The organism is Pseudarthrobacter sp. J47, assembly GCF_049810315.1.
In the GTDB taxonomy this organism is placed as follows: Bacteria; Actinomycetota; Actinomycetes; order Actinomycetales; family Micrococcaceae; genus Arthrobacter.
This window is the reverse complement of record NZ_CP187358.1, coordinates 100,785-124,786: the sequence shown is the minus strand read 5'-3', so window position 1 is coordinate 124,786 and position 24,002 is coordinate 100,785. Positions and strand designations below refer to the sequence as shown.

The following is a 24,002-nucleotide window of genomic DNA, read 5'->3' as shown; positions in this document are numbered from 1 at the left end:
CTCCTGTTGGCCTGGCGGCCGTTCACTAGCGGAAGACGACGGTGCGGGTGTTGTTGAGAAGGACCCGGTGCTGGGAGTGCCAGCGGACGGCCCGGGACAGGGCCTGGGACTCGGCATCCCGGCCCACGGTGACCAGGGCATTCGGATCCAGGCTGTGGTCCACGCGGAACACCTCCTGCTCGATGATCGGCCCCTCGTCCAGGTCTGCAGTGACGTAGTGGGCGGTGGCGCCGATCAGCTTCACACCGCGGTCGTACGCCTGGTGGTACGGCTTGGCGCCCTTGAAGCCGGGCAGGAAGGAATGGTGGATGTTGATGGCCCGGCCGCGCAGTGAGCGGCAGAGGCCGTCGGAGAGGACCTGCATGTAGCGGGCCAGGACCACCAGGTCCGCCTGGTACTCCTCTACAAGTTCCAGCAGCCGGGCCTCGGCTTCAGGCTTGGTGGCCGCGGTGACGGGAACATGGATGAAGGGCAGGCCCGCGGCTTCCGCCATGGGACGCAGGTCTTCATGATTGGAAACCACGACGGCGATCTCCGCACCGAGGCTGCCGGCCCGCCACCTGAAGATGAGGTCGTTGAGGCAGTGGCCAAACTTGGACACCATCACCAGAAGCCGCTGGGGGCTGCTGTCGTGGATGCTGAACTCCATGCCGAATTCACCTGCAATGGCTTCGAATTCGGCGCTGAGGCCCTCGGCGGAGACTTCACTGCCTCCTTCTGCGGGGGCAGTGCCCGGGGTGAACGCGGTGCGGAGGTAGAGCTTGCCGCTCACGTGGTCATCAAACTGCTGGTGTTCAACGATGTCGAAGCCGCGGTCCGCCAGGAATCCGGTGATGGCCCGGACGATCCCCGGGCGCTCCGGGCAGGCGAGCGTGAGGACATACTGTGCGGCGTCGAGGCTCCGGGAGTTCCCGGTGGCGCCGGCTTCGGCTGTTGCGCCGCCGGTAGGGCGGCCTTCAAGGACAGTGGTCATTGGATCTCCTGTTTCTTTGCGTCGGCGGCAGGGCTGGCCTTCCCGTCATTGCAGTGTTCGTCGCATTGGTGTTTTGTTACAAGATCGAACTGGACTCCGCCGTGCTCTTCGACGCCGCTGCGGATGGCGCGTTCAACCACGGAGTCGGCCAGCCGCCGTCGGAGTGACAGCGGGTCCCGCCGCAGGTCCTTGACCAGGGCGAAACACAGCACCAGCATGACCAGCACAAAGGGCAGTGCCGCCACGATGGTGATGCGTTGCAGGCCGGAAAGTGCTTCGGATGGCTCGTCACCGCCGGCAAGCAGCATTACGGCCGCCACCGAGCCGGTGAGGACACCCCAGAAGACGACCAGGCCGCGGCGGGGTTCATTGGAGCCGTTGGAGCTGAGCGAGCCCATAACGAGGGCTGCGGAGTCGCCGCTGGTGATGAAGAAGATGGTGATCAGCAGCATGGCCAGCAGGATCACGGCTGCGACGGCCCATCCCGGGATTGGCAGGACTTTGATCAGTTCGAACAGGCTGCCGTTGAAGTCGACAGCAGGGGCGCCATCAACCATCTTCGCGACGCCGCCGTCCGGGTTACCGGTCTTGGCTGCTTCCTGCTGGAAGTGGATGGCGCTGCCGCCGAAGATGCCGAACCACATGATGCTGACCACGCTCGGGATCAGGATCACTCCGGTGACGAACTGGCGGATAGTGCGGCCGCGGCTGATCCGGGCGATGAACAAACCGACGAAGGGCGTCCAGGAGATCCACCAGGCCCAGTAGAAGATGGTCCAGCCGGACATCCAGGCGCGCAGTGCTTCGTCGCCCACGGCTTCGGTGCGCGAAGACATGGCAGCCAGGTCCCGGATGTAGTCGCCCACGGCCGAAGGGATGAGGTTGAGGATGAACAGCGTGGGGCCGGCCACGAACACGATGAGTGCCAGCACAACGGCCAGGACCATGTTGATGTTAGAGAGCCACTGGATGCCGCGGCTCACGCCGGACACTGCGGAGGCCACAAAGCAGAAGGTCAGGATAGCCACGATGAGCACCAGGACAGGAGTGCCGATCTCGCCGGCCCAGCCGTTGGAAGTCAGGCCGCTGCCGATCTGGAGGGCGCCCAGGCCAAGGGATGCGGCCGTTCCGAAGAGGGTAGCGAAGATGGCCAGGATGTTGATGAACTTGCCCACCGGACCCTCAACGGCGCGCAGTCCGAAAAGGGAAGTGAACGCGGCGGAGATGAGCTGGCGGCGGCCCAGCCGGTACGTGCCGTAGGCCATGGCGATACCCACCACTGCATACATCGCCCACGGGTGCAGGGTCCAGTGGAAGATCGAGGTTGCCATGGCCGTCTGGATTGCTTGCGGGGTCTGCCCGTCAACGGTTCCCGGCGGTGGCGAAATGAAGTGGTACAGCGGTTCGGCTACGCCGTAGAACATCAGGCCGATGCCGGTGCCGGCGGCGAACATCATGGAGATCCAGGAGATGGTCCGGAATTCCGGCTTCTCCCCGTCCTTGCCCAGCGGGATGTTGCCGAACTTGCCCAGCGCCAGCCACAGTACGAACACCACGAAGAGGGATGCGAGGACCATAAACAGCCAGCCGGTGTATTCCATGACCCAGCCCAGCGCCTGTGTTGAAACTTCGGCGAGGCTGTCCCTGCTGAGGAACCCCCAGGCCACGAAGGCGACGGCGAGGAAACCGGTGATGCCAAAAGTGGCTTTGTCGAGCGTGAGCTTGCGGTTCCGGCGGTGTGCCACGGCCTGCTCGGACTTGGTCAGGCGGAGTTCCTGCATGATCTGCTGGGTGTCCTCCGCGTCCTGCGATTCGTGGGAGAAGGAGGAGGTCTCCAATGCAGGATCGAGTGTGGGCTCCTCCGGCTCAACAGGAGGTTTCGCATCCGGGAGGATGTCGTTGTTCAAAGCCATGTCTGGTCCTTTGGTTCGGATTCATGGGGCTGGCGCTATGCCTGGCCATCCACAGTCAGGCGGGGCGGAAGTTGGGGGCTTCCTGGACTTGAGCAATCACTGGCAGCTTGCGCTGACCTGATTACTTTGTTCCGTAGAGTGCAACACGTCTCGTAATAAGAAACAGCGTGGCTCGGGTCACAGGTCCGTGTCAAGGATTTTCAGAAGACTCATCGTTTATTTCGCGGGTTTTTACCGCGCTTTAACAGCAGTGATGATTCGGGAGCGTTTGTTGCCTATCGCGGAAACTATTGCGTAACCCGCAATTCACGCGGCCGAAACACCCAGAAAAACCTAGCCGTCCCGTGACATGTCCGCGACAGGTGCGGCAGGAACGAACCCGGCCGCAAGGTACGTCGCCAGAGCGCCGTGGTTGCTTCCTTCGGCGGCCACCACGACGCTGGAGGATCCCATCTCCCGCAGCACGGCCGCTCCCGCGCGGGTGATCTCTACCCCATAACCGCGTCCACGGTGGTCCTGGTGCACGCCCATGGGCTCGATGAGCCCCGGACGCCCCGCTCCGGCAGACCATACAGTTGTCACGGCGGCCGCCTCGCCGTTCTGATCGAACGCGACGAGGTGGCGCGATGCCGGCGCGAAGGGCCCGGAGGTCATGGCCAGCCATCGGTTGATGAACGTCTGCCTCGCAGCATCATCGAGCGCAGTGCCACGGAACGCGGACCAGTGCACGCTGACCCAATCTCCGGCCCGGTCCTCGCCAATCGTCTCGATCCGGGCAGTGGCAGGCTGGACAGGTGCGGAGAGATCCAAGCTCAATGGAATCCACGGCTCGTCCTCGTGCCAGCCTTTTTGCCCCAACGCCCGCGTCAGGGCACCAGCGCCCCGCGCCTCCACAGTCGCCCTGCCAGGGGCGAACACGCCACCTTCAGGGTCTTCGACCGAGTCTGCGATCCACGCTGCAAGGCCGGTATCGTCCCGTCGGGCCGGATCGATCGCCAGACGAAGCAGCTGCGGGCCATCGAGAAGGCCGATGGCGGACGGCGTAGCACCGTCCGCCCAGATCCGCATGGATGATGCAGTCTCCTCGGGGCCGCGCAGCGAGTACCAACCAAGGTCACCAGGATGGAGGTGGACGGGGCCTCCGTCCACCTGCCATTGCGCAAGCGTCTCGCCGACCTCTACGAGCCGTGAGACGTCAGGCGTAATCACGTCGAGCACCACCGACCCTCCCCTCTTCGGTCGGATTCTACGGGCTCGCCCGGCCGCCTAGTTGTAGCTGAGGTAGCCGTTCGGGTCCAGGACATACTTCGTGGCGGCTCCGGCATCGAACTCCGCGTATCCCTGCGGGGCATCATCGAGCGAAATGGCCTTGGCGTTGACTGCCTTGGCAATGTGGATCCTGTCGTGCAGGATCGCCATCATCAGCTGCCGGTTGTACTTCATGACCGGGCACTGGCCGGTGGTGAAGGAGAGGGACTTGGCCCAGCCGGTGCCCAGGGACAGGGACAGGCTGCCCTTCTTGGCTGCCTCGTCTGCGGCGCCCGGATCCCCGGTGACGTAAAGGCCGGGGATGCCCAGGGATCCGCCGGCGGCGGTGATGTCCATCAGGGAATTGAGCACCGTAGCGGGCGCCTCCTGGGCGCCGTGTCCGTGCCCGCGGGCCTCGAAACCTACAGCGTCAATACCGGCGTCAACCTCACGGACGCCGAGGATCTGCTCGATCTGGTCAGCGGGGTCACCGTTGGCCACATTGACGGTTTCGCAGCCGAAGGACCGGGCCTGGGCCAGGCGGTCCTCATTGAGGTCCCCCACGATGACCACGGCGGCCCCCAGCAGCTGGGCACTGGCCGCAGCGGCAAGCCCCACCGGGCCGGCCCCGGCTACATAGACGGTAGACCCGACGCCGACTCCGGCCGTGACGGCCCCGTGGAAACCTGTGGGGAGGATGTCCGAGAGCATGGTCAGGTCCATGATCTTCTCCAGTGCCTGGTCCCGGTCCGGGAAACGCAGCAGGTTCCAGTCCGCGTAGGGAACCAGGACGTATTCCGCCTGCCCGCCTACCCAACCGCCCATGTCGACATATCCATAGGCGGACCCCGGACGGTCCGGGTTCACGTTCAGGCAGATCCCCGTCTTGCCCTCCTTACAGTTCCGGCAGCGTCCGCAGGAGATGTTGAAGGGGACAGAGACAATGTCTCCTACCTTGATGAATTCGACGTCGGGCCCGGTCTCGATGACTTCGCCGGTGATCTCGTGCCCCAGGACGAGGCCCGCCGGGGCAGTCGTGCGGCCGCGGACCATGTGCTGGTCCGAGCCGCAGATGTTGGTGCTCACGGTGCGAAGGATGACCCCGTGTGGGACCTTCCTTCCGACGTTGATGGGATTGACCCCGGGGCCTGCCTGCAGTTCAAACGTGGGGTAGGGGGTATCGATGATTTCAACGACGCCCGGTTCCTTGTATGCAACGGCTTTGTTACCTGACATGGATGGCTCCTCTGGTTGACGTTCGTACCCTCACGGCGATGCTGCCCGCATCAACTGTCCGCGAGGTGATTGTTGTGACTTAGGCGTCGATCACCATGTCGGTGCGCGCGGTGGAGCAGCACGGCAGGAACTTGCCTGCATCGATTTCCCGGGCCCGGATACCGCCCTGGTGGTTCATGTCGACCTCACCGGAAAGCTTGACGATCTTGCACGAACCGCACATGCCTTCCTTGCAGTTCGCACCGATCCTGACGCCGGCGCGCTGTGCCACCTCGAGGATGTGTTCGGTGGGATCGATCCGCACGTTGACGCCGGTGCGCATGAAAGACAGCGTGAGGCTTCCGGTCCCCACCGTGTCAAAGCTCGAGGCATCGGGGGTGGCGGCCTCCTGCCCAGCGCTGGCACCGCCGTCGTACTCTTCTGACTCGGTCGCCTCCGGGTCCACCGCTTCCAGCGGCAGCCCGGTGGCCTCAAGGGTTCCTTCAGCGTCGTAGCCGGGCTCGTAGAGTCCGAACGCCGCAGGCTGGCCTTCAAAGTAGTCCTCGGCCGAATCGGCGATTTCCTCTGCGATTTCCTCTGCGATGTCCGCGGCGTGCGCGAGCTCCGCCTGGTATTCAAGGAGCGTCTGGCGATCGCCGGAGAAGAATTCCATGTAAATGGACGTGTCGTCGACGCCGACCTTGTTAAGGAGTTCGGTAGCGGTGTTCAGGTACCCCTCGGGGCCACAGGCATAAACCTGGCGGCCGTTGGCATCAGGGGCCACCTCCTCAAGCATGGCCGCCGTCAACCGCCCGGTCAGTCCCTCCCAGCCCTCCGGCTTGTTGCGGTCACCGAGTGAGTAGAAGACCTTGAAACGCGAATCCACCGAGGCGATGTAGGCCAGTTCCCGGTGGAAGCCAAAACCTCCAGCTTCGGCACCGTGGTAAAGCACAGTGACATCAGCCGTCCCGGGCAAGGAGTGGATGGTCCGCACCATCGACATGATGGGAGTGATGCCCGCACCGGCCGCCAGCAGGAGGTACCGCGCCCGCCGATCGGCGTCGGGGAGGTGGAATGCCCCCACCGGTCCCAGCATCTCCAGGACGGTGCCCGGTTTGACGTTCTCATGCACCCACGGTGAAACCAGGCCCGTGGCGTCGCGCTTGACCGTGATGTTGAAAGTCCACGGCTGCGTTGGAGAACTGGACAGCGAGTAGCTGCGGTCCACCGGATCCTGGTCCTCGCCGTTTACGGGAAAGGCGACGTTGACGTACTGGCCCGCACGGAACGCCAGGGGCGCACCGTCACAGCGGCGGAAAACGAACGTCATCATGCCGCCCGCTTCGGGAACTGTCTCCACGCATTCAGCCATGAACTCCTGCGGATGCCATGGACCCAGCGCACGGGCGGCGCCCGCAGGTCCATCATTGCTGCCCATCACCCTGTTCCACGGCATCTCAAGACCGCGAATACGCTGGGGTTCCTGGATGGCCGTGTCAGTTTCGGTGAGGAGTTCAATCATGCCAAGTGCTCCTGCACACGCTGTACGTACCAGTTGATGAAGGCCTCCACCTGGTATTCGCTCTTCATGTACGGGCCGGGCTCGTACGCCGGGCTGCCGGCACCCGTCTGGCACAGCTCCACGAACGCCTTGTCCTGCAGGTTGGTCTGCTTCCAGGTGTAGGTGAGCTTCTCCAGGTCATAATCGACGCCTTCGACGGCGTCATCGGCCACCAGCCAGGTGGTGCGTACCAGTGACTGGTGTTCGTTGATGGGGAAAACGCCGAACGTGATGACGTGATCGCCCAGGAAGTGGAACCAGCTGTTGGGCTGAAGGTGCATCGAGCAGCGGCCAAGGCGGAAGTCCCGCAGGTCGCCGAGCAGCTTCTTGGAGAGCCTGCGGCCATCGGCGGAGAAGGATTCACCCTCTCCGTCGAGCGATTCCCGGGAAATGCGGATGCCGGCAATGCGGGTGTCAAGCTCCTCGACCACCTCGTAAGGAAGGCCGTAGCGGCGGCAACGCTCCTCGAGCGAGGCCTGCGCTTCCTTGTTCCGGTCCCATACTTCCTCAAGGTGCGTGGGGATCAGGCCCTCAGTCAGGCCCCACGTGGGGAAGAGGGAGCAGGCGAGTTCCGGGTGGCCATCGCAGTGGTAGCACTCACGGTTGTTCTCCATGACGAGCTTCCAGTTGCCCTCTTCGATGATGTTCTGCTGGTAAGCGATCTTGGTCTTCGACAGATCGTGGGGCGCGAGGTAGGGCTCGAAGATCTTTGAGGTTTCGTCGAAGTCGGTGGGCGGTTCGTCAGCGATGCAGACGAAGATCAGCCCTGCGACTTCGCGGCCGTGGGCGCGCTTGAGGGCGAAGCAGTTCTTGTCGAACTTCGCCTCACCCGGCGCGGAGGCGTGGATCAGGTTGCCCTCAGGCGAGTAAGTCCAGGAGTGGTAGCCGCAGACCAGGTTTCCGGTGGACCCGGTGGTTTCGGTCAGGACGCGGGCACCACGGTGACGGCAGACGTTGTGCAGGACGTTCACACCGCCGTCGTCATTACGCAGGACGATCAGGGAGTAGGGACCATAGTCGACGGTGACGTAGTCGCCCGGCTCCGGGAGTTCGGCCGTGCTTGCGGCATAGATCCAGTGCTGGCCAAAGATCGCTTCCATGTCGATCTTGAAGATCGTGGAATCGGTGTAGAAGGGAGCATCGAGGGAATATCCCTTGCGCCGGAACTCGAACAGCCCGGAAATTTCCGCGAGCTGCTCGGCGGGCAATGATGAGGCGATTTTTCCCCGTGAGTTGAGGGGCACGGCTGGAGCGGACATAAGTTTCCTCCCGGGGGCAGGGGTAAATGGGTGATGCGGGGCGACCACAGATGCCGTGAGTGCAAGCGGCGTGATCGAAGACCTTGTAATCAATGAGATTAGGGTCACTTCCGGTGCAACAAAAGCGCAAGATTTTGAGGATAACCCTGCATAATGGCTGCATGATCGATCCAAGGCTCATCACGCTTCGTGTGTTTGCCCGTTGCGGCACCATCGGGGCTACCGCGGAGCTCACCGGGTACTCCCCCTCAGCCGTCTCCGCGCAGCTACGGGAGCTTCAGCGCGTACTGGGAATGCAGCTGCTGACAAAGGACGGCAGGGGCGTCCGGCTGACGGCTACCGGCCGCTTTCTCGTGGCCGGATCGGACCCCCTCATCGCCGAATGGGAGGGCCTGCGCGCCGCAGCCATGGAAGCCGGGGACCAGGTACAGTCCCACTTTGGCCTCGGCGGGTTCTCCACTGCAGCAGCCCAGCTGCTTGCACCACTGGCCGCCACCCTGCGCTCAACACGCCCCCTGCTGGAGGTACAGGTCCTTGAAGCCAATCCGGCCCGCTGCTTCGATTTATTGGTTGCGGAGCGGATCGATCTCGCCGTCATAGTCGCCATGCAGTCCGACACATACGGGGAGGATGATCCGCGCTTCGAGCAGACACTCCTGCTCGACGATCCGCTGGACGTCATCATTCCCGGCGACCATCCGCTGGCATCACGCGAATCCGTGACGCTCGAGGAGCTGGCATCGGAACCCTGGATCACAGAGGCCGCCGGCTCCACCTACCATTCCCTCTTCACCGCGGCATTCACCGCAGTCGGCGTCACGCCGAGGATCGCCCATGAGGCAGTTGAATGGGAAACCCAGATCGCATTCGTGGGTGCGGGGCTGGGCGTGGGCCTCCTGCCGCGGCTGGCGCCCCTGCACGGAGCCGAGAACGTGGTGCGGCTACGTATTACCGGCAAGGGGAAACCCGCCCGGCGCATTGTTGCTGCGGTGCGCAGGGGCAGCATCGCCTCGCCACTGATCCAGGAGGCACTCGGCATCCTGCAGTTCAACGCCAACAGGATCCTCACCGCCCGGCTCGAAGAGGACCTCTAAGCCGGTGGTTGAGCCCGTCGAAACCGGATCTCGACAGGCTCGATCACCGGTTACAGGCTGGGCTACCGGTTACAGGATGGGCTACCGGCGCGTGTAGCCCATCCGGGTGCTGATCTCCAGGCCTGCCTCTTTAAGGCGGTCCAGGAGCCCCGGTTCGTTTTCCGGATCAAAGCGGAAGGCCGGCCCGGAGATGCTGACGGCGCCGATGACGGTGCCCAGGTGGTTGAAGACCGGCACGGACATCGAGTTGAGTCCGATCTCGAATTCTTCCTTGACTGCGCCGAAGCCCTGCCGGGCGACGTCCAGCAGTTGGGTTTCGAGCTTTTTCCGGTTGGTGATGGTCCGGGGCGTCCTGGCGGGCAGGCCTGTCTCCTTGAGGATCCGGTCGCGCTCGTCCGCGGGGAGGGCTGCCAGGAGGACTTTGCCGCTGGATGTGGCGTGCAGCGGCGTGAGGCCACCCACCCAGTCGTAGGTGGCGAGGGTGGAGGGGCCCATGGCCTGGTCCACGTTGACGGCATAGTTTGACCGCAGCACGGCCAGGTTCACCGTCTCCTTGTATTCGTCGGCCAGGGATTCCAGCACGGGCCGCGCTTCGCGCACCAGGCTCAGCCGGCCGGGAATGGAGCTGGCCAGCCGCAGGATGCCGAATCCCAGCTGGTATTTGCCGCGTTCGCTGTTCTGATGGACGATTTCGCGGGCCACCAGGGAGCCGAGGAGGCGGGAGACGGTGGACTTATGGATCCCCATTTCCTCGGCGATGTCGCTGACGCCGGCATGGCCGTCCCGGGCCAGGATCTCAAGGACCGCGAGGGCCCGGTCGACTGATTGGACGCCGCCATGCTGGCCTGATTCCGCATCGACGTCGGATTCACGGTCAAGGTTCGTAGCCATAATCCATACTCCCACGCGCAACGAGGCACCTGCGGAGCCCTCCGGTTACTTCACAGTTCCGATCCTAGGCCAGCGCTAGCTGACAGACTGGCGGATACCTGGCAGGCACATAAAAAAGGCAGGCTGTTCGACAGGCGCAAACGGGACTACGAGCCACTCGCCGCCATAAAATTCAACGTACGAATCCGATGGGCATTTTGCGTAGGCTTCTTCGCGTGTCATGACGATCTGTCTTTCTTGCTGGCCGTGAAGGTTTCACGGGGTGGACTGGGGCACTTGCTGTGGATAACCATCTTTCCGAAGTCAACGGGCAGCGATAATCCTGTTTTCTGATGGTCCTGACTACACTTTTGGGTGGTGGACCTGTTACGACGCACGCGATCGCACCCAGCGCGCGCCTACAGCAGCGAACCTAAATGTGGAAAGGTGTGGAGCATGGCTGCACTCATCGAGGATTATGCGTTGCTTTCGGATCTCCAAACCGGGCCGCTCATCTCCCGGGACGGCAGTGTGGACTGGCTCTGCTTCCCCCGCTTTGACTCACCATCCGTGTTTAGCCGGCTCATAGGCACCGACGAGCACGGCCGTTGGCTGTTGGCTCCCAGCGAACCAGGCGCTGTTGTCGTCGACCGGCACTACATCGACTCCACCTTCGTGCTCCAGACCACCTGGAAGACGGCCAGCGGAAGTGTCCTGGTTACCGATTTCATGCCGCTGGGAGATAGTGGTTCCTCGCTGGTCCGCCGTGTGACCGGGTTGGCGGGCAGCGTGGAGATGCAGCAGGAACTTCGGATCCGGCCTGGATATTCAACCGTATTGCCTTGGGTGAGCCGGGTCCGGGACGGCGGGCCGACCGCCGCACCGGTCCTGTTGGCCATGGCAGGTCCTGATGCCCTCGCACTGCGGGGACCCTACCTTCCGCAGGCCCACGCGCACGGGCACGAGGGAGCATTCCTTGTGTCCGAGGGCGAGACGATCGACTTCGAACTGACGTGGTTCCCCTCGCACCGCCCCCTTCCACCGGCAACCGACATTGATGCCGCCCTTGAAGAAGCTGTCGAATATTGGACCCGCTGGGGAAGCCATTGCCGGCAGGACGGCACTTACGGGGAGGCGGTAAAGCGTTCTTTGTTAGTGCTGCGTGCCCTGACGCACCTTGAAACAGGGGGCATTGTCGCAGCGCCCACCACTTCCCTCCCCGAGGATTTCGGCGGACCGCGGAACTGGGACTACCGGTACTGCTGGTTGCGGGACGCAGCCCTGACACTGGAGTCGATGCTGACCCACGGCTACGAAACGGAGGCACTTCAGTGGCGCAACTGGCTCCTTCGGGCACTGGCCGGCGACCCCGAGCAAATGCAGATCATGTACGGAGTCGGCGGCGAGCGCGAACTCCCTGAACGCGAGCTCAGCCACCTCCCCGGTTACGCGGACTCCACGCCTGTCCGCATTGGAAATGCCGCCGTTTCCCAGTTCCAGGCGGATGTTGTCGGCGAAGTGATGGTGGCACTGGAAAGACTTCGTATGGCTGGTGGCAAAGAAGACCATTTTTCATGGGCCCTTCAGCGGGCACTCCTGGGATTCGTCGAAAAGCACTTCGATGACAAGGACTTTGGCCTGTGGGAGATGCGCGGCGAGGCCCAATACTTCACCCACTCCCGGGTAATGATGTGGGCCGCCTTCAACAGCGGGATCCGCGCGGTAAGGATCCACGGATTACCTGGAGATGCCGCGAAGTGGGAGAAACTCCGTGACCGGTTGCGTGAAGAGATCATGCGCGAGGGGTTCGACCGGAAGATTGGCTCCTTCACGCAGACCTATGGCGGAAGTCAAACCGATGCTGCGCTCCTCGTGATGCCGCAGGTGGGATTCCTGCCCTATAACGACGAGCACATGCTCGGAACAGTCGCACGGCTGGAAGAAGAACTCCTGACCGACGACGGCCTGTTGCTGCGGTACCGGACTGAGAGCGGTGTCGACGGACTGGAACCGGGTGAACATCCGTTCCTGGCCTGCTCTTTCTGGCTCGTCGAGCAGTATGCGCGGACGGGCCGGCAGGTCGAGGCAAAGACTCTTATGGACAAACTCGTGGGGCTTGCCAACGAGCTTGGCCTGCTGAGCGAAGAGTACGCATCGGACGAACGGCGGATGGCGGGCAACTATCCGCAGGCATTCTCACACTTGACCCTGGTCCGGGCGGCCGATGCCATGCACGGGGTGGACCGCCTCAGCCTCGCTGTCGACTCGCTGCAGCCCGACGACGCGTCATCGGAGTAGCCGGTCCCGGAGTAGGCGCCGGTTCCCGAACCGGCGGCATTCTTTACGCCGGACCTATCCCAAAGGGTTGTTAGAACCATCCCGAATTAGCGTTTCCCCTCCCCTGGAATAACTGGACGATGGATATCAGGCCCACCGTTGGAGGAGGAGAATTGAAATGACTGGCATGACGCACCCCGCCCCGAAACTAACCGGGGAAGCCAACGTCAGCAACATCTCCTTTGTCCTGAGGAAGATTGCCGAGACCCCCGCCGGCATCTGCGAAGAGCAGCTGGCAACCATCTCCAGGTTGCTGCGGCCGGGCAGCCGGATGTGCGCACCCGGTACGGGCAGCAGCCGTAAGGATCTGATTGGGCCACAGCAGCATGGCAGCACGGGCTAAGCGAGCCCCCGTCAAATTCCTGAAGTATCAGGAAGCTGAAACTCAAACAGACCTTACCCCTTGGAAAGGCAGCGCCGATGCTACAACCCTCAGATTCCCACCTTGATACCTGGATGCGCCGGGAGGCCCTTGCCGAGGCCATGATTCCCGTGATCGGCAGGCTGTACCGCGAAAACAACGTGGTCACCAGCATCCATGGCCGGAGCCTGGTGAATAACTCCACGATGAACATCCTCAAGGCGCACCGTTTCGCGCGCCGGATGAGCAAGGACGAGTTGCTGCTGGAGGAAACCGCTCCGCTGCTCGATACCCTCGCCGGGCTGGACCTGGGGGCTGCTGCGATCGACATCGCCCGGTTGAACCAGAAGTTCAAGGCCGAAGGTAACGGCGCCAGCCTCGAGGAATTCCTCAGGGCCGAGCTTGCCGAGGTTGTTGGCAAACGCGGGGCAGATGACCGCACCAGCACCGACGTCGTGCTGTACGGTTTTGGCCGCATTGGCCGGCTGCTGGCCCGTCTCCTGATTGAAAAGGCAGGCGGTGGCCACGGCCTGCGGCTGCGCGCCATTGTGGTCCGCCGCGGCTCCGACAAGGACCTCTCCAAGCGCGCCAGCCTCCTGCGCCGCGACTCCGTGCATGGTTCCTTCGAAGGCACCATCCGCATTGACGAGGAAGCCAACACCATCACCGCCAATGGCGTCCAGGTCCAGGTCATCTACTCGGACAACCCCGCCACCATTGACTACACCGCCTACGGCATCAAGGACGCCCTGGTGGTGGACAACACCGGCCGCTGGCGCGACGCTGAAGGCCTCTCCCAGCACCTGCAGAGCAAGGGCGTGGCCCGGGTCCTGCTGACCGCACCGGGCAAGGGCGCCCTGAAGAACATCGTGCACGGCATCAACCACGGCAGCATCGAGGACACCGACCGGATTGTGTCCGCGGCTTCCTGCACCACCAACGCCATCACCCCGGTGCTCAAGGCGATCAACGACAAGTTCGGCGTGATCCACGGGCATGTGGAAACGGTGCACTCGTTCACCAACGACCAGAACCTGATCGACAACTTCCACAAGGGTGACCGCCGCGGACGTTCGGCCGCGCTGAACATGGTCATCACCGAGACCGGTGCCGCCACGGCCGTGGCCAAGGCCCTTCCGGAACTGCAGGGCAAGCTCACCGGCAGCTCCATCCGCGTCCCCACGCCGGACGTTTCGCTGGCCATCCTGAACCTCAGCCTGGAAAACGGCACCACCAAGGAGGAGGTCAACGACTTCCTGCGCCAGATGTCCCTGCACTCGGACCTGCGCAAGCAGATCGACTACATCGACTCCCCCGAAGTGGTCTCCACCGACTTCGTAGGATCCAGCCGTACCGGCATCGTCGATGGCCTGGCCACCATCTCCAACGATAAGAACCTGGTCCTCTACGTCTGGTACGACAACGAGTTCGGCTACAGCTGCCAGGTTGTCCGCGTCATGGAAGAAATGTCCGGCATGAAGCGGCCATCCTTCCCGGCCACCAATGTGGTTGAGGAAGCCATGTCCGTGCTGGCCGCCGCCGTGGGTTAACTCCAACTGCTCCCGGCCGGACGGCCACACCTACAACCCAGCAGGGACGAAACCCGCAGACAAGAGCCTGCCCTAGACCCTCAGCAAGGATTTGAGCCAACATGAAAATCGGACTCCTCACCAGCGGTGGCGACTGCCCCGGATTGAACGCGGTCCTTCGCGGGGCGGTACTAAAGGGCATCGCCACCCACGGCCATGAGTTCGTGGGCTTCCTGGATGGCTGGCGCGGAGTGGTGGAGGGCGACATCATCGATATCCCCCGGACCCTGGTCCGGGGCATCGCCAAGCAGGGCGGCACCATTCTTGGAACCTCACGCACCAACCCCTTCGAAAACGGTGGTGGTCCCGAGGTCATCAAGGCGCACATGGAACGCCTGGGCATCGACGCGATCATCGCCATTGGCGGTGAGGGGACACTGGCCGCCGCCAAGCGCCTGACCGACGCCGGGTTGAAGATCGTGGGTGTCCCGAAAACCGTGGACAACGACCTCGACGCCACCGATTACACCTTCGGCTTCGACACCGCCGTCCAGATCGCTACGGAGGCAATCGACCGGCTGCGCACTACCGGTGAATCACACCACCGGTGTGTTATCGCCGAGGTGATGGGCCGCCACGTGGGCTGGATTGCGCTGCACGCAGGGATGGCTGCCGGTGCCCACGCCATCCTCATTCCGGAGCAGAAGGTCAGCATCGACCAGATCACCCAGTGGGTGAAGGAAGCCCACGCCCGCGGCCGCGCGCCCCTGGTGGTGGTGGCCGAAGGGTTTGTTCCGGAGCACATGGACTCCCCGCACTCTGAGCGGGGATTGGACACCTTTGGCCGGGCCCGGCTGGGCGGGATTGCAGACCAGCTGGCTCCCGAGCTGGAGGCCCGCACCGGCATCGAGACCCGGGCCACCATCCTTGGCCACATCCAGCGCGGCGGTGTTCCGTCAGCCTTCGACCGTGTCCTGGCCACCCGGCTGGGCATGGCGGCGATCGATTCCGTGGAGGAAGGCTACTGGGGCACCATGGTGGCGCTGAAGGGGACGGACATCGAACGCGTGGGCTTCCAGGAGGCCTTGGGCCAGCTGAAGGTTGTTCCACAGAAGCGCTACGAGGAGGCTGCGGTCCTGTTCGGCTGAGACCCCTGGCCAACGCGGCCAGGATCGAGCGTCCCTCAAAATAAAAAGATCAAGCGCCTCAAGGTATTTGAGGCGCTTGATCTTTTATCCAGGTGTTGTGAAGACGATCTTCGGGGCCACGTCCGGTGTTGTGTCCGGGTAGGTTGCCCACCAGGCGGCACAGGCGGCGCGCCAGCTGTTGAGGTCCTCTTCACGGCCGCTGATGTTCACCGTCAGTCCCGATACCCGGGCCACCGCGTCGCCGCAGGAGTAGAGCCCGCCGTCGGCCGTGACCGCGGGGTACACCTCGTAGAGTTCGCCCAGGGAACGGATCAGGTAGTTCGGACGCTCGTCCACGCGCGCAGCCAGGGCCGTCTGCACCGAGTCCACGCCCGTAAGGACGAGGACCGTGTCCATGCCTGCCCGGTTTCCACCCAGGATGTCGGTGTCCAATCGATCGCCCACAACCAGGGCGCGATTGACGGAAGAGTGGCGAGCCGCAGTCTCGAAGAGGGCTGCCTCCGGTTTTCCTGCCACCAGTGGTGATTTGCCGGTGGCAGCGGCAACCGCGGCCACCAGTGATCCGTTGCCCGGAGCAAAGCCGCGCTCCTGCGGCAGGGTCATGTCCAGATTCGTCGCCACCCACGTGGCGCCCGCCGTGATCGCAAAGGCTGCCTCGGCCAGATCCTTCCAGCCAAGAGCGGGGGAAAATCCCTGAATGACAGCATCCGGCCGCTGCTCAGACGGGGAGACCACGACGAGTCCTTGCGACCTGACGGATTCTGCGAGGACCTCACTGCCCACCACGAGGACTGTCGAGCCTGGGGCGACCTCGCCAGCCAGCAGCTCTGCACCGGCCAGGGCGGATCCGAAGACCTGTTCAGCGGTGGCAGGTGCTCCCAGTTCCCGGAGATGGGTGGCAACCTCCTCCGATGAACGCGACGCGTTGTTCGTCACGTAGGCCAGGCTCTTACTCTCTCCGGCGAGTCGGTATAGTGCGTCGACGGCGCCTTCGATCGCCCGCGGTCCGGTATAGACCACCCCGTCGAGGTCCGCGAGCACTCCGTCAAAACCGTCAATGAGCCGCAGGCCGGACATTCCTAGAAGGTCTTTCCGGCGGAGCCGAGCTGCTTGGTGGCTTCGACTACGCGTGCGGCCAGTCCGGCTTCGGCTGCTGCGCCCCAGACGCGGGGATCGTAGGTCTTCTTGTTGCCGACCTCGCCGTCAACCTTCAGGACGCCGTCGTAGTTCTTGAACATGTGGTCCGCCACGGGACGCGTGTAGGCGTACTGGGTGTCGGTGTCGATGTTCATCTTGATGGTGCCGTAGGAAACGGCGTCAGCGATTTCCTGGTCCGAGGAGCCGGAACCGCCGTGGAAGACGAGGTCAAACGGGCTGTCCTTGCCGATCTTCGCGCCCACCTGGGCCTGGATGTCCTTGAGGATCTCCGGGCGCAGCTTCACGCCACCGGGCTTGTACACGCCGTGCACGTTGCCGAAGGTCAGCGCGGTGATGTAGCGGCCGTTCTCGCCGGCGCCCAGGGCGTCAACGGTGGCCAGGGCGTCCTCAACGGTGGTGTAGAGCTTGTCGTTGATTTCGTTCTCCACGCCGTCTTCCTCGCCACCAACGGTGCCGATTTCAACTTCGAGGATGATCTTCGCCGCAGCAGTACGGGCCAGCAGCTCGCGGGCGATCCGGAGGTTTTCCTGCAGGGTCTCGGCGGAACCGTCCCACATGTGCGAGTTGAACAGCGGGTTCCGGCCGGCCTTGACCTCGGCCTCGGAAGCAGCCAGCAGCGGCAGGACGAAGCCGTCCAGCTTGTCCTTGGGGCAGTGGTCCGTGTGCAGCGCGATGTTGACGCCGTAGTTCTTGGCCACCTCGCGGGCGAAGGCAGCGAAGCCCAGCGAACCGGCAACCATGTCCTTCGTGGAAGCGCCGGACCAGTACGCGGCACCGCCGGTGGAGACCTGGATGATGCCGTCAGACCCGGCCTCAGCGAAACCGCGCAGGGTGGCGTTCAGTGTCTGGGAGGACGTCACGTTCACGGCCGGGTATGCGAAGCCGCCCGCCTTCGCACGATCGATCATTTCGGAGTAAATCTCTGGGGTTGCAATGGGCATGCTGACTTCCTTTGGTGAAATGCCGGGTCCCGGGGACCCGCTCGGGTATCCGGGAACTGCCCGGGAACAGGGATTGCGTGTGTGCCGGCGTATCTGCGGCACACACGCAATCGGGCGGGGGCTTGCCCCAATGGGCCAGCCTGGCCCCGGCAACGGCCGCGGGATTACTCCATAACCTGGCCGGTGATTTCGTAGGTGCTGATTTTGCCGATGCGCCGTTCGTGGCGTTCGGCGTGGGTGAACGGTTCGGCGAGAAAAGCCTTAATCAGTTCCGTGGCTTCCTCGACTGTGTGCTGGCGCCCGCCGACGGCAACGACGTTGGCGTTGTTGTGCTGGCGGGCCAGTTTGGCGGTATCCAGGTTCCAGGCGAGGGCTGCCCGGACGCCTTTGACCTTGTTCGCGGCGATTTGTTCGCCGTTGCCCGAGCCGCCGAGCACAATACCAAGGGCATCCACGCCAGCGGACTGATCAGCGACGACGGCGGTGGCAGCCTTGATGCAGAAGGACGGGTAATCGTCTTCCGCATCATAGGCCTTCGGACCGTGGTCGATCATTTCGTAGCCGCTGGCGGAAAGTGCCGTGATGAGGTGGGAGCTGAGCTCCATACCGGCGTGGTCAGTTGCGATGTGAACGCGCATGGGTTCTCCTTCAGGCTTCCCGGGACGTAGTGCTGGCGGCGCGGGCGAACGCGAGCTGCCCGTTCTTCCGCAGGGACTCGACGGCGTCGGCCGGGGAGGGCTGGCCGTAGACGGCCGATCCGGCGACGAAGACGTTCGCCCCGGCTTCGGCAGCGCGGACAATGGTTTCTTCCGTGATGCCGCCGTCCACCTGGATGGCAACGTTCACCCCGGAACCTTCGACGGCGGCGCGGGCACGGCGGATCTTGGGCAGCATGACATCCAGGAACGCCTGGCCGCCAAAGCCCGGCTCCACCGTCATGATCAACAGCATGTCCAGCTCGGAGAGCATGTCCAGGTAGGGTTCCACCGGTGTGGCCGGACGCAGCGCCATGCCTGCCTTGGAACCGCGGGCCCGCAGTTCGCGGGCGAGCTTGATGGGAGCGTCGGACGCCTCGACATGGAAGGTGACCGAGTCCAGCCCGGCATCGGCGAACATCGGCGCCCACCGGTCGGCGTTGGCGATCATCAGGTGCGCATCCAGCGGGACGGGGCTGACCTTTTGCAGCCGTTCCACCACCGGAAGGCCGATGGTCAGGTTGGGCACGAAGTGGTTGTCCATAACATCCACGTGGACAGCATCTGCGTTGCTGATGCGGGCCAGTTCGGCTTCAAGGTTGACGAAGTCGGCCGAGAGGATGCTGGGATTGATACAACAGTTCAGGGGTGCGGACACGGTGTCTGCCTTTCGGTAGCGGTCAGAGCCTGCGGCTCCGGACTCTCGGCCAAGGTTGGGGGCCTGACGGCGCCCGGGCCGGGGCGGCAATAGTGATTCAGGCGGCAGTGCGTGGAGACCCGGAAGGGTCTCCACGCACCGGGACGGCGGAATAGTTCCGCGAGTGAGGTGCTGGTCAGGAGGCCTTGCGTGCGCCGCTGAGGGCGCCTTCGACGTCGGCCAGCAGTTCCTTCCAACTGGCAACAAACTTGTCCAGGCCTTCGGATTCGAGCAGGGCTACAACATCGTCGTAGGAGATGCCGAGGTCCTCGAGGTCGCTGAGTACACGGCTGGCTTCCGTGTAGGTGCCCCTGATGGTGTCGCCGGTGACGACGCCGTGGTCAAACGTCGCGTCCAGGGTTTTCTCCGGCATGGTGTTGACCACGTCGGGGGCAACGAGCTCGGTGACGTAGAGGGTGTCCGGGTAGGCCGGGTCCTTCACGCCGGTGGAGGCCCACAGCGGACGCTGCGGGCGGGCACCGGCTTCGGCCAGGACAGCCCAGCGCTCGGTGGCAAAGAGTTCTTCGTAGACCTGGTACGCCAGGCGTGCGTTTGCGACGCCGGCCTTGCCCTTGAGTGCCTTGGCTTCGTCGGTGCCGATGGCGTCAAGGCGCTTGTCGATTTCGGTGTCCACGCGGGAGACGAAGAACGAGGCCACGGAGTGGATCTTCGAGAGATCGTGCCCATTTTCCTTGGCCTGCTTCAGGCCTGCCTGGTAGGCGTTGATGACGGCACGGTAGCGCTCCAGGGAGAAGATCAAGGTCACGTTGACGCTGATCCCCTCGGCCAGGACGGCGGTGATCGCTTCGAGGCCTTCGAGCGTGGCCGGGATCTTGATCAGGACGTTGTCCTTGTCGACCTTCTTGAAGAGGGTCTTCGCTTCGGCGATGGTGCCCGCGGTGTTCCACGCCAGGCGGGGGTCCACCTCGATGGACACGCGGCCGTCTACGCCGTTGGTGGCGGCGGCGATGGGTGCGAACAGGTCGCACGCATCGGCGACGTCCGCCGTCGTGATTTCAAAGATCGTCTCCTCGACGCCGGCGCCCTTCGCGGCGAGCTCGGCGATCTTGGCGGCATAGTCCGTGCCCGAAGTGATAGCGGCCTGGAAAATGGACGGGTTGGTGGTCACACCAACCACGTTCTTCTGGTCGATGAGCTTCTGCAGGCTGCCGCTGGCGAGACGCTCGCGGGAGAGGTCGTCCAGCCAGATGGACAACCCTGCTTCGGAAAGCTGGGCGGTGGGTGTTGCATTGGTCATGGCTTGGTTCTTCCTTTGAAAGGGATGTCTGTGGGCTTAGTTGGCGGCAGCGGCGAGGGATTCCTTGGCCGCAGCGGTCACGGCTTCTGCCGTGATGCCAAACTCCTGGAACAGCCGCTTGTAGTCTGCCGAAGCTCCGAAGTGTTCCAGGCTGATGGAACGGCCGGCGTCGCCGACGAATTCCTTCCAACCGAGGGCAAGTCCGGCTTCGACGGAGACGCGGGCGGTGACTGCGGCAGGCAGCACAGCCTCGCGGTAGGCGGCGTCCTGCTTGTTGAACCACTCAACGCACGGCATGGAGACAACGCGGGCTGCGATGCCTTCGGCCTGCAGGGTTTCGCGGGCCTGGATGGCCAGCTGGACCTCGGAACCGGTGGCGATCAGGATGACGTCCGCGGGGACGGTGGCGCCGTCCTTGGAGGCTTCAGCGAGGACGTATCCGCCCTTGGCGACGCCCGCGGTAGAGGCGAAAGTATCGCCGTCGGCAAGGCCTTCACCACGGGCGAAGGTGGGCACGTTCTGGCGGGTCAGGACGATGCCGGCAGGGTTCTCGTGGTTCTCCAGAATGGTCTTCCACGCGATGCCAACCTCGTTGGCGTCGGCGGGGCGGACAACGTCCAGGCCCGGGATCGCCCGCAGGGTGGCGAGCTGCTCCACCGGCTGGTGGGTGGGGCCGTCTTCGCCGAGACCGATGGAGTCGTGCGACCACACATAGATGGACGGGACACCCATCAGGGCGCCGAGCCGGATGGCGGGCTTCTGGTAATCGCTGAAGATCAGGAACGTGCCGGAGAAGGCGCGGGTCTTGCCGTGCAGGCTGATGCCGTTCACGATCGACGCGGCGGCGTGCTCACGGATACCGAAGTGCAGCACCCGACCGTAGGGGTTTCCCTTCCACGCTTCCGTGGAGCGGGACGCGGGGATGAACGACGGCGAGCCCTCGATCGTGGTGTTGTTGGACTCGGCGAGGTCAGCTGAACCGCCCCAGAGTTCCGGCATCAGCGGGCCAATGGCGCTCAGGACCTTGCCCGAAGCGGCGCGGGTGGAGACGTCCTTGCCTGCTTCGAAGACGGGCAGGGCAGCGTCCAGGCCCTCGGGCAGTTGCTGGGCTTCAACACGGGCCAGCAGGGCTGCGCCCTCGGGGTTGGCAGCCTGCCAGGCGTTGAAGGACTCTTCCCATTCCTTGCGGGCAGCGGCACCGCGGTCCACCACGGAGCGGGCGTGGGCCAGGACTTCCTGGTCCACCTCGAAGGATTTCTCGGGGTCGAAGCCCAGTACTTCCTTCAGGCCGGCGACTTCCTCAGCACCCAGGGCAGAGCCGTGGATCTTGCCGGTGTTCTGCTTCTTGGGTGCCGGGTAGCCGATGATGGTGCGCAGCGAGATGATGGACGGCTTGGAGGTCTCGGCCTTGGCGGTCAGCAGTGCTGAGTAGAGCTCCTGGACGTCTTCGACGTATTCGCCGGTCTTGGTCCAGTCCACGCGCTGGGTGTGCCAGCCGTAGGCCTCATAGCGCTTCAGGACGTCTTCGGTGAAGGAGATGTCGGTGTCGTCCTCGATGGAGATGTGGTTCTCATCGTAGATAACAACGAGGTTGCCCAGTTCCTGGTGGCCTGCAAGGGACGAAGCCTCGGACGTGACGCCTTCCTGGATGTCGCCATCGGAAGCGATGACCCAGATGGTGTGGTCGAACGGGCTCTCGCCGGCGGGAGCATCGGCGTCGAACAGTCCGCGCTGGCGGCGCTGGGAGTAGGCGAACCCTACGGAGGAGGCCAGGCCCTGGCCCAGCGGGCCGGTGGTGATTTCCACGCCGGCGGTGTGCTTGTACTCGGGGTGGCCGGGGGTCAGTGAATCCCAGGTCCGCAGGGCCTGGAGGTCCTTCAGTTCCAGGCCGTAGCCGGAGAGGAACAGCTGGATGTACAGCGTCAGTGAGGAGTGGCCCGGCGACAGGATGAACCGGTCGCGGCCGATCCAGTCAGCATCGCGGGGGTCGTGGCGCATCAGCTTCTGGAAGAGAAGGTACGCGGCCGGAGCCAGACTCATCGCCGTTCCGGGGTGGCCGTTGCCAACCTTCTCCACAGCGTCTGCGGCCAATACACGGGCGGTGTCTACCGCGCGCCGGTCCTCGGCCGTCCATTCCAGCGCGGCTGACTCAGCAATGCGCGTCGCGGTTGCAGTCGGATTCACGATGTATCTCCTTTGATTACGGTCGTCGGCGTATAACAGCCGGCCTCTTGGTTGCTACCCATGATTCCGAACCTAATGGGTAGGGGTAACACTGTTTTCTGACGGTTTTGACTACCCTTTAGGACTGGGCAGATGATCCAGTCCGCTGTAAGCTGACCGAATGAGCGCATCTCCCAGTCCGTCCCTGAAGGAATCCAGCCTTCCCGTTGCAGACCTGCCATGGCCGCTGTTGCACTCCGTGGCGGCGCTGGCTGATGCACCGTTGGCCGAGATAGCCGAACGGCTGCGTGAGGCCACACTTCCTTACCTGCGAAGCAGCGCGCTGGTCATCTTCACCGAAGACTGCACCGGCCGCCCGCAGAAGAAAGCAGGGCAGGAAGACATCATTTCCAAGGTCTCCATCGCCGAGCTCGACGACCTCCGCAATGGTGTTTCCGATGACGTGGCGTGGTCCGGTGAAGCCGTGCTTGCTGGCCGGCCACGGGCCGCACTCGCCCTGAAGCACAGCCCCAGCCAGGCCCTCCTCGTTCTCACGGACCCAACCCCCTCAGATGCAGAGGACAATCCGGGGCTGGAGCTGGTGACGTACCTGTGGGGCATCACAGCCCGTCGGATCAAGGAAAAGGTGGCGGATGCACCGCCGTCGTACCTGGCAGAATCGCGGGCGGCCTCGGCTGAAAGATTGCGCGTGACGGCCGAGCTGACTGACCTGCACTCCACGACGCTGGAGACCCTGCTGGCTGCCCTGCGCTCATCCTCGATGAACGACACAACAGCCCGCACCACAGTCACGGACCTCACCGCAAGGGCCCTGGTCGGGCTCCGCACCCTCACCGACCGAACCACGGAGCTGGTGGAGGAGCCGGTGGCCAAGGCCTTCGAGCGGCTCCGGGAGGACCTGCGTCCTCTTACGGGTTACAGCGGCATTGAGGCCGAGTTCATCGAGCCGCCCTTGAATGGAAGGGCCCTCCCCGGCGAAGTTGCGCATGCGGCACGCGCAATCGTCCGCGGACTTGTGCTGACCATGATGGAACAGCCCGACGTCAGCCGGATCCGGACCCAGTGGGACTGCGACGGTGAGAACCTCCTGATCAACGTGCGCGACGACGGCCGCGGCGCCCTCAATGCCGACGCACCGAGCATCAGCCGCCTGGACCGCCGGGTGCAGGCGCTGACCGGACACCTCCGGATGGACGTTATGCCTGGCTGGGGCGCGGACATCTTCGTCTCGCTCCCTCTGGACCTGCCGGCACGGCCGGCCGGAGATACCGCCGGATGGAACCTCGCGGCCCGGGAGCTTGAAGTGCTCCAGCACCTGGTCGCCGGACATCGCAACCGCACCATCGCCTCAGAAATGGGCATCAGCGAGAACACGGTCAAGTTCCACGTCCGGAATCTGTTCCGGAAGCTCGACGTCGGTTCCCGCACCGAAGCCATCGCCCTGGCCCACAGCCACGGGCTCCGCTGACGGTAGCGGAACCGGTGGCACCGGGCATTACGCGCGTGAAAAGGTTTGGTCTATAACTGCACGTAAGGCGCCCCCGACTTTTTGGAGGGCGCC

19 protein-coding genes are annotated in these 24,002 nt (G+C 63.9%); 6 read left to right on the top strand and 13 right to left on the bottom strand.

Annotated elements, in window-relative coordinates; translation table 11 throughout:
- Positions 1 to 25: 25 nt before the first annotated feature.
- The 6 genes from purU to ACPJW8_RS00575 form a co-directional block, all read right to left on the bottom strand.
- Positions 26 to 973 (bottom strand): formyltetrahydrofolate deformylase, encoded by a 948-nt coding sequence (gene purU, locus ACPJW8_RS00600; protein ID WP_330188074.1) that lies wholly within the window; start codon positions 971 to 973, stop codon positions 26 to 28.
- Entirely contained in the window at positions 970 to 2,886 is a 1,917-nt protein-coding gene (locus ACPJW8_RS00595; RefSeq protein WP_330188075.1) for a BCCT family transporter, read from the bottom strand. The genes purU and ACPJW8_RS00595 overlap by 4 nt, the downstream gene beginning before the upstream one ends.
- Positions 2,887 to 3,219: 333 nt before the next feature.
- A complete protein-coding gene (locus ACPJW8_RS00590; protein ID WP_425256385.1) occupies positions 3,220 to 4,107 on the bottom strand; it encodes a GNAT family N-acetyltransferase in 888 nt (295 codons plus the stop codon).
- Between the two features lie 45 nt (positions 4,108 to 4,152).
- Complete coding sequence (gene fdhA, locus ACPJW8_RS00585; RefSeq protein WP_330188077.1) at positions 4,153 to 5,370, bottom strand: formaldehyde dehydrogenase, glutathione-independent; 1,218 nt, start codon at positions 5,368 to 5,370, stop codon at positions 4,153 to 4,155.
- Positions 5,371 to 5,449: 79 nt separating this feature from the next.
- Positions 5,450 to 6,871 carry a ferredoxin reductase gene (locus ACPJW8_RS00580; protein ID WP_330188078.1) on the bottom strand — a complete coding sequence of 474 codons (1,422 nt, stop codon included), beginning with the start codon at positions 6,869 to 6,871 and terminating at the stop codon, positions 5,450 to 5,452.
- Positions 6,868 to 8,169, bottom strand: coding sequence for an aromatic ring-hydroxylating dioxygenase subunit alpha (locus tag ACPJW8_RS00575; protein ID WP_330188079.1), 1,302 nt, complete (start codon positions 8,167 to 8,169; stop codon positions 6,868 to 6,870). The genes ACPJW8_RS00580 and ACPJW8_RS00575 overlap by 4 nt, the downstream gene beginning before the upstream one ends.
- A gap of 161 nt (positions 8,170 to 8,330) precedes the next feature.
- Between ACPJW8_RS00575 and ACPJW8_RS00570 the strand changes: the two genes are divergently transcribed.
- Entirely contained in the window at positions 8,331 to 9,263 is a 933-nt protein-coding gene (locus ACPJW8_RS00570; RefSeq protein WP_330188080.1) for a LysR family transcriptional regulator, read from the top strand.
- Positions 9,264 to 9,344: 81 nt separating this feature from the next.
- Here the strand turns inward: ACPJW8_RS00570 and ACPJW8_RS00565 are convergent, their stop codons facing one another.
- Entirely contained in the window at positions 9,345 to 10,154 is an 810-nt protein-coding gene (locus tag ACPJW8_RS00565; protein WP_330188081.1) for an IclR family transcriptional regulator, read from the bottom strand.
- Positions 10,155 to 10,589: 435 nt separating this feature from the next.
- On the opposite strand from ACPJW8_RS00565, the gene ACPJW8_RS00560 reads away from it, so the two are divergent.
- The 4 genes from ACPJW8_RS00560 (at position 10,590) to ACPJW8_RS00545 (ending at position 15,508) form a co-directional block, all read left to right on the top strand.
- The gene (locus ACPJW8_RS00560) at positions 10,590 to 12,431 is read left to right on the top strand and encodes a glycoside hydrolase family 15 protein (RefSeq protein ID WP_330188082.1); all 1,842 of its coding nucleotides are present in this window, start codon (positions 10,590 to 10,592) and stop codon (positions 12,429 to 12,431) included.
- A 157-nt stretch (positions 12,432 to 12,588) separates the two neighbouring features.
- Complete coding sequence (locus tag ACPJW8_RS00555) at positions 12,589 to 12,813, top strand: hypothetical protein (RefSeq protein ID WP_330188083.1); 225 nt, start codon at positions 12,589 to 12,591, stop codon at positions 12,811 to 12,813.
- A 113-nt stretch (positions 12,814 to 12,926) separates the two neighbouring features.
- A complete protein-coding gene (locus ACPJW8_RS00550; protein ID WP_425256490.1) occupies positions 12,927 to 14,381 on the top strand; it encodes a glyceraldehyde-3-phosphate dehydrogenase in 1,455 nt (484 codons plus the stop codon).
- A 101-nt stretch (positions 14,382 to 14,482) separates the two neighbouring features.
- Positions 14,483 to 15,508, top strand: coding sequence for an ATP-dependent 6-phosphofructokinase (locus ACPJW8_RS00545; protein ID WP_330189677.1), 1,026 nt, complete (start codon positions 14,483 to 14,485; stop codon positions 15,506 to 15,508).
- A gap of 84 nt (positions 15,509 to 15,592) precedes the next feature.
- Here ACPJW8_RS00545 and ACPJW8_RS00540 read toward each other — a convergent pair whose 3' ends face one another.
- From ACPJW8_RS00540 to tkt, 6 genes are all read right to left on the bottom strand, one after another.
- Positions 15,593 to 16,585: an HAD-IIA family hydrolase gene (locus tag ACPJW8_RS00540; protein WP_330189678.1), complete on the bottom strand. Its 993-nt coding sequence runs from the start codon at positions 16,583 to 16,585 to the stop codon at positions 15,593 to 15,595.
- A gap of 2 nt (positions 16,586 to 16,587) precedes the next feature.
- The gene (gene fbaA / locus ACPJW8_RS00535; RefSeq protein ID WP_330193718.1) at positions 16,588 to 17,607 is read right to left on the bottom strand and encodes a class II fructose-bisphosphate aldolase; all 1,020 of its coding nucleotides are present in this window, start codon (positions 17,605 to 17,607) and stop codon (positions 16,588 to 16,590) included.
- Between the two features lie 164 nt (positions 17,608 to 17,771).
- Complete coding sequence (locus ACPJW8_RS00530; protein ID WP_330189671.1) at positions 17,772 to 18,245, bottom strand: ribose-5-phosphate isomerase; 474 nt, start codon at positions 18,243 to 18,245, stop codon at positions 17,772 to 17,774.
- A gap of 10 nt (positions 18,246 to 18,255) precedes the next feature.
- Positions 18,256 to 18,960 (bottom strand): ribulose-phosphate 3-epimerase, encoded by a 705-nt coding sequence (gene rpe, locus ACPJW8_RS00525; protein WP_330189670.1) that lies wholly within the window; start codon positions 18,958 to 18,960, stop codon positions 18,256 to 18,258.
- Positions 18,961 to 19,135: 175 nt separating this feature from the next.
- Positions 19,136 to 20,257: a transaldolase gene (tal, locus tag ACPJW8_RS00520; protein WP_330189669.1), complete on the bottom strand. Its 1,122-nt coding sequence runs from the start codon at positions 20,255 to 20,257 to the stop codon at positions 19,136 to 19,138.
- Between the two features lie 36 nt (positions 20,258 to 20,293).
- Complete coding sequence (tkt, locus tag ACPJW8_RS00515) at positions 20,294 to 22,441, bottom strand: transketolase (RefSeq protein ID WP_425256384.1); 2,148 nt, start codon at positions 22,439 to 22,441, stop codon at positions 20,294 to 20,296.
- Positions 22,442 to 22,601: 160 nt separating this feature from the next.
- Here tkt and ACPJW8_RS00510 point away from each other — a divergent pair, with 160 nt between their 5' ends.
- Positions 22,602 to 23,909, top strand: coding sequence for a helix-turn-helix transcriptional regulator (locus ACPJW8_RS00510; protein WP_330189668.1), 1,308 nt, complete (start codon positions 22,602 to 22,604; stop codon positions 23,907 to 23,909).
- The last annotated feature ends 93 nt before the right edge of the window (positions 23,910 to 24,002 follow it).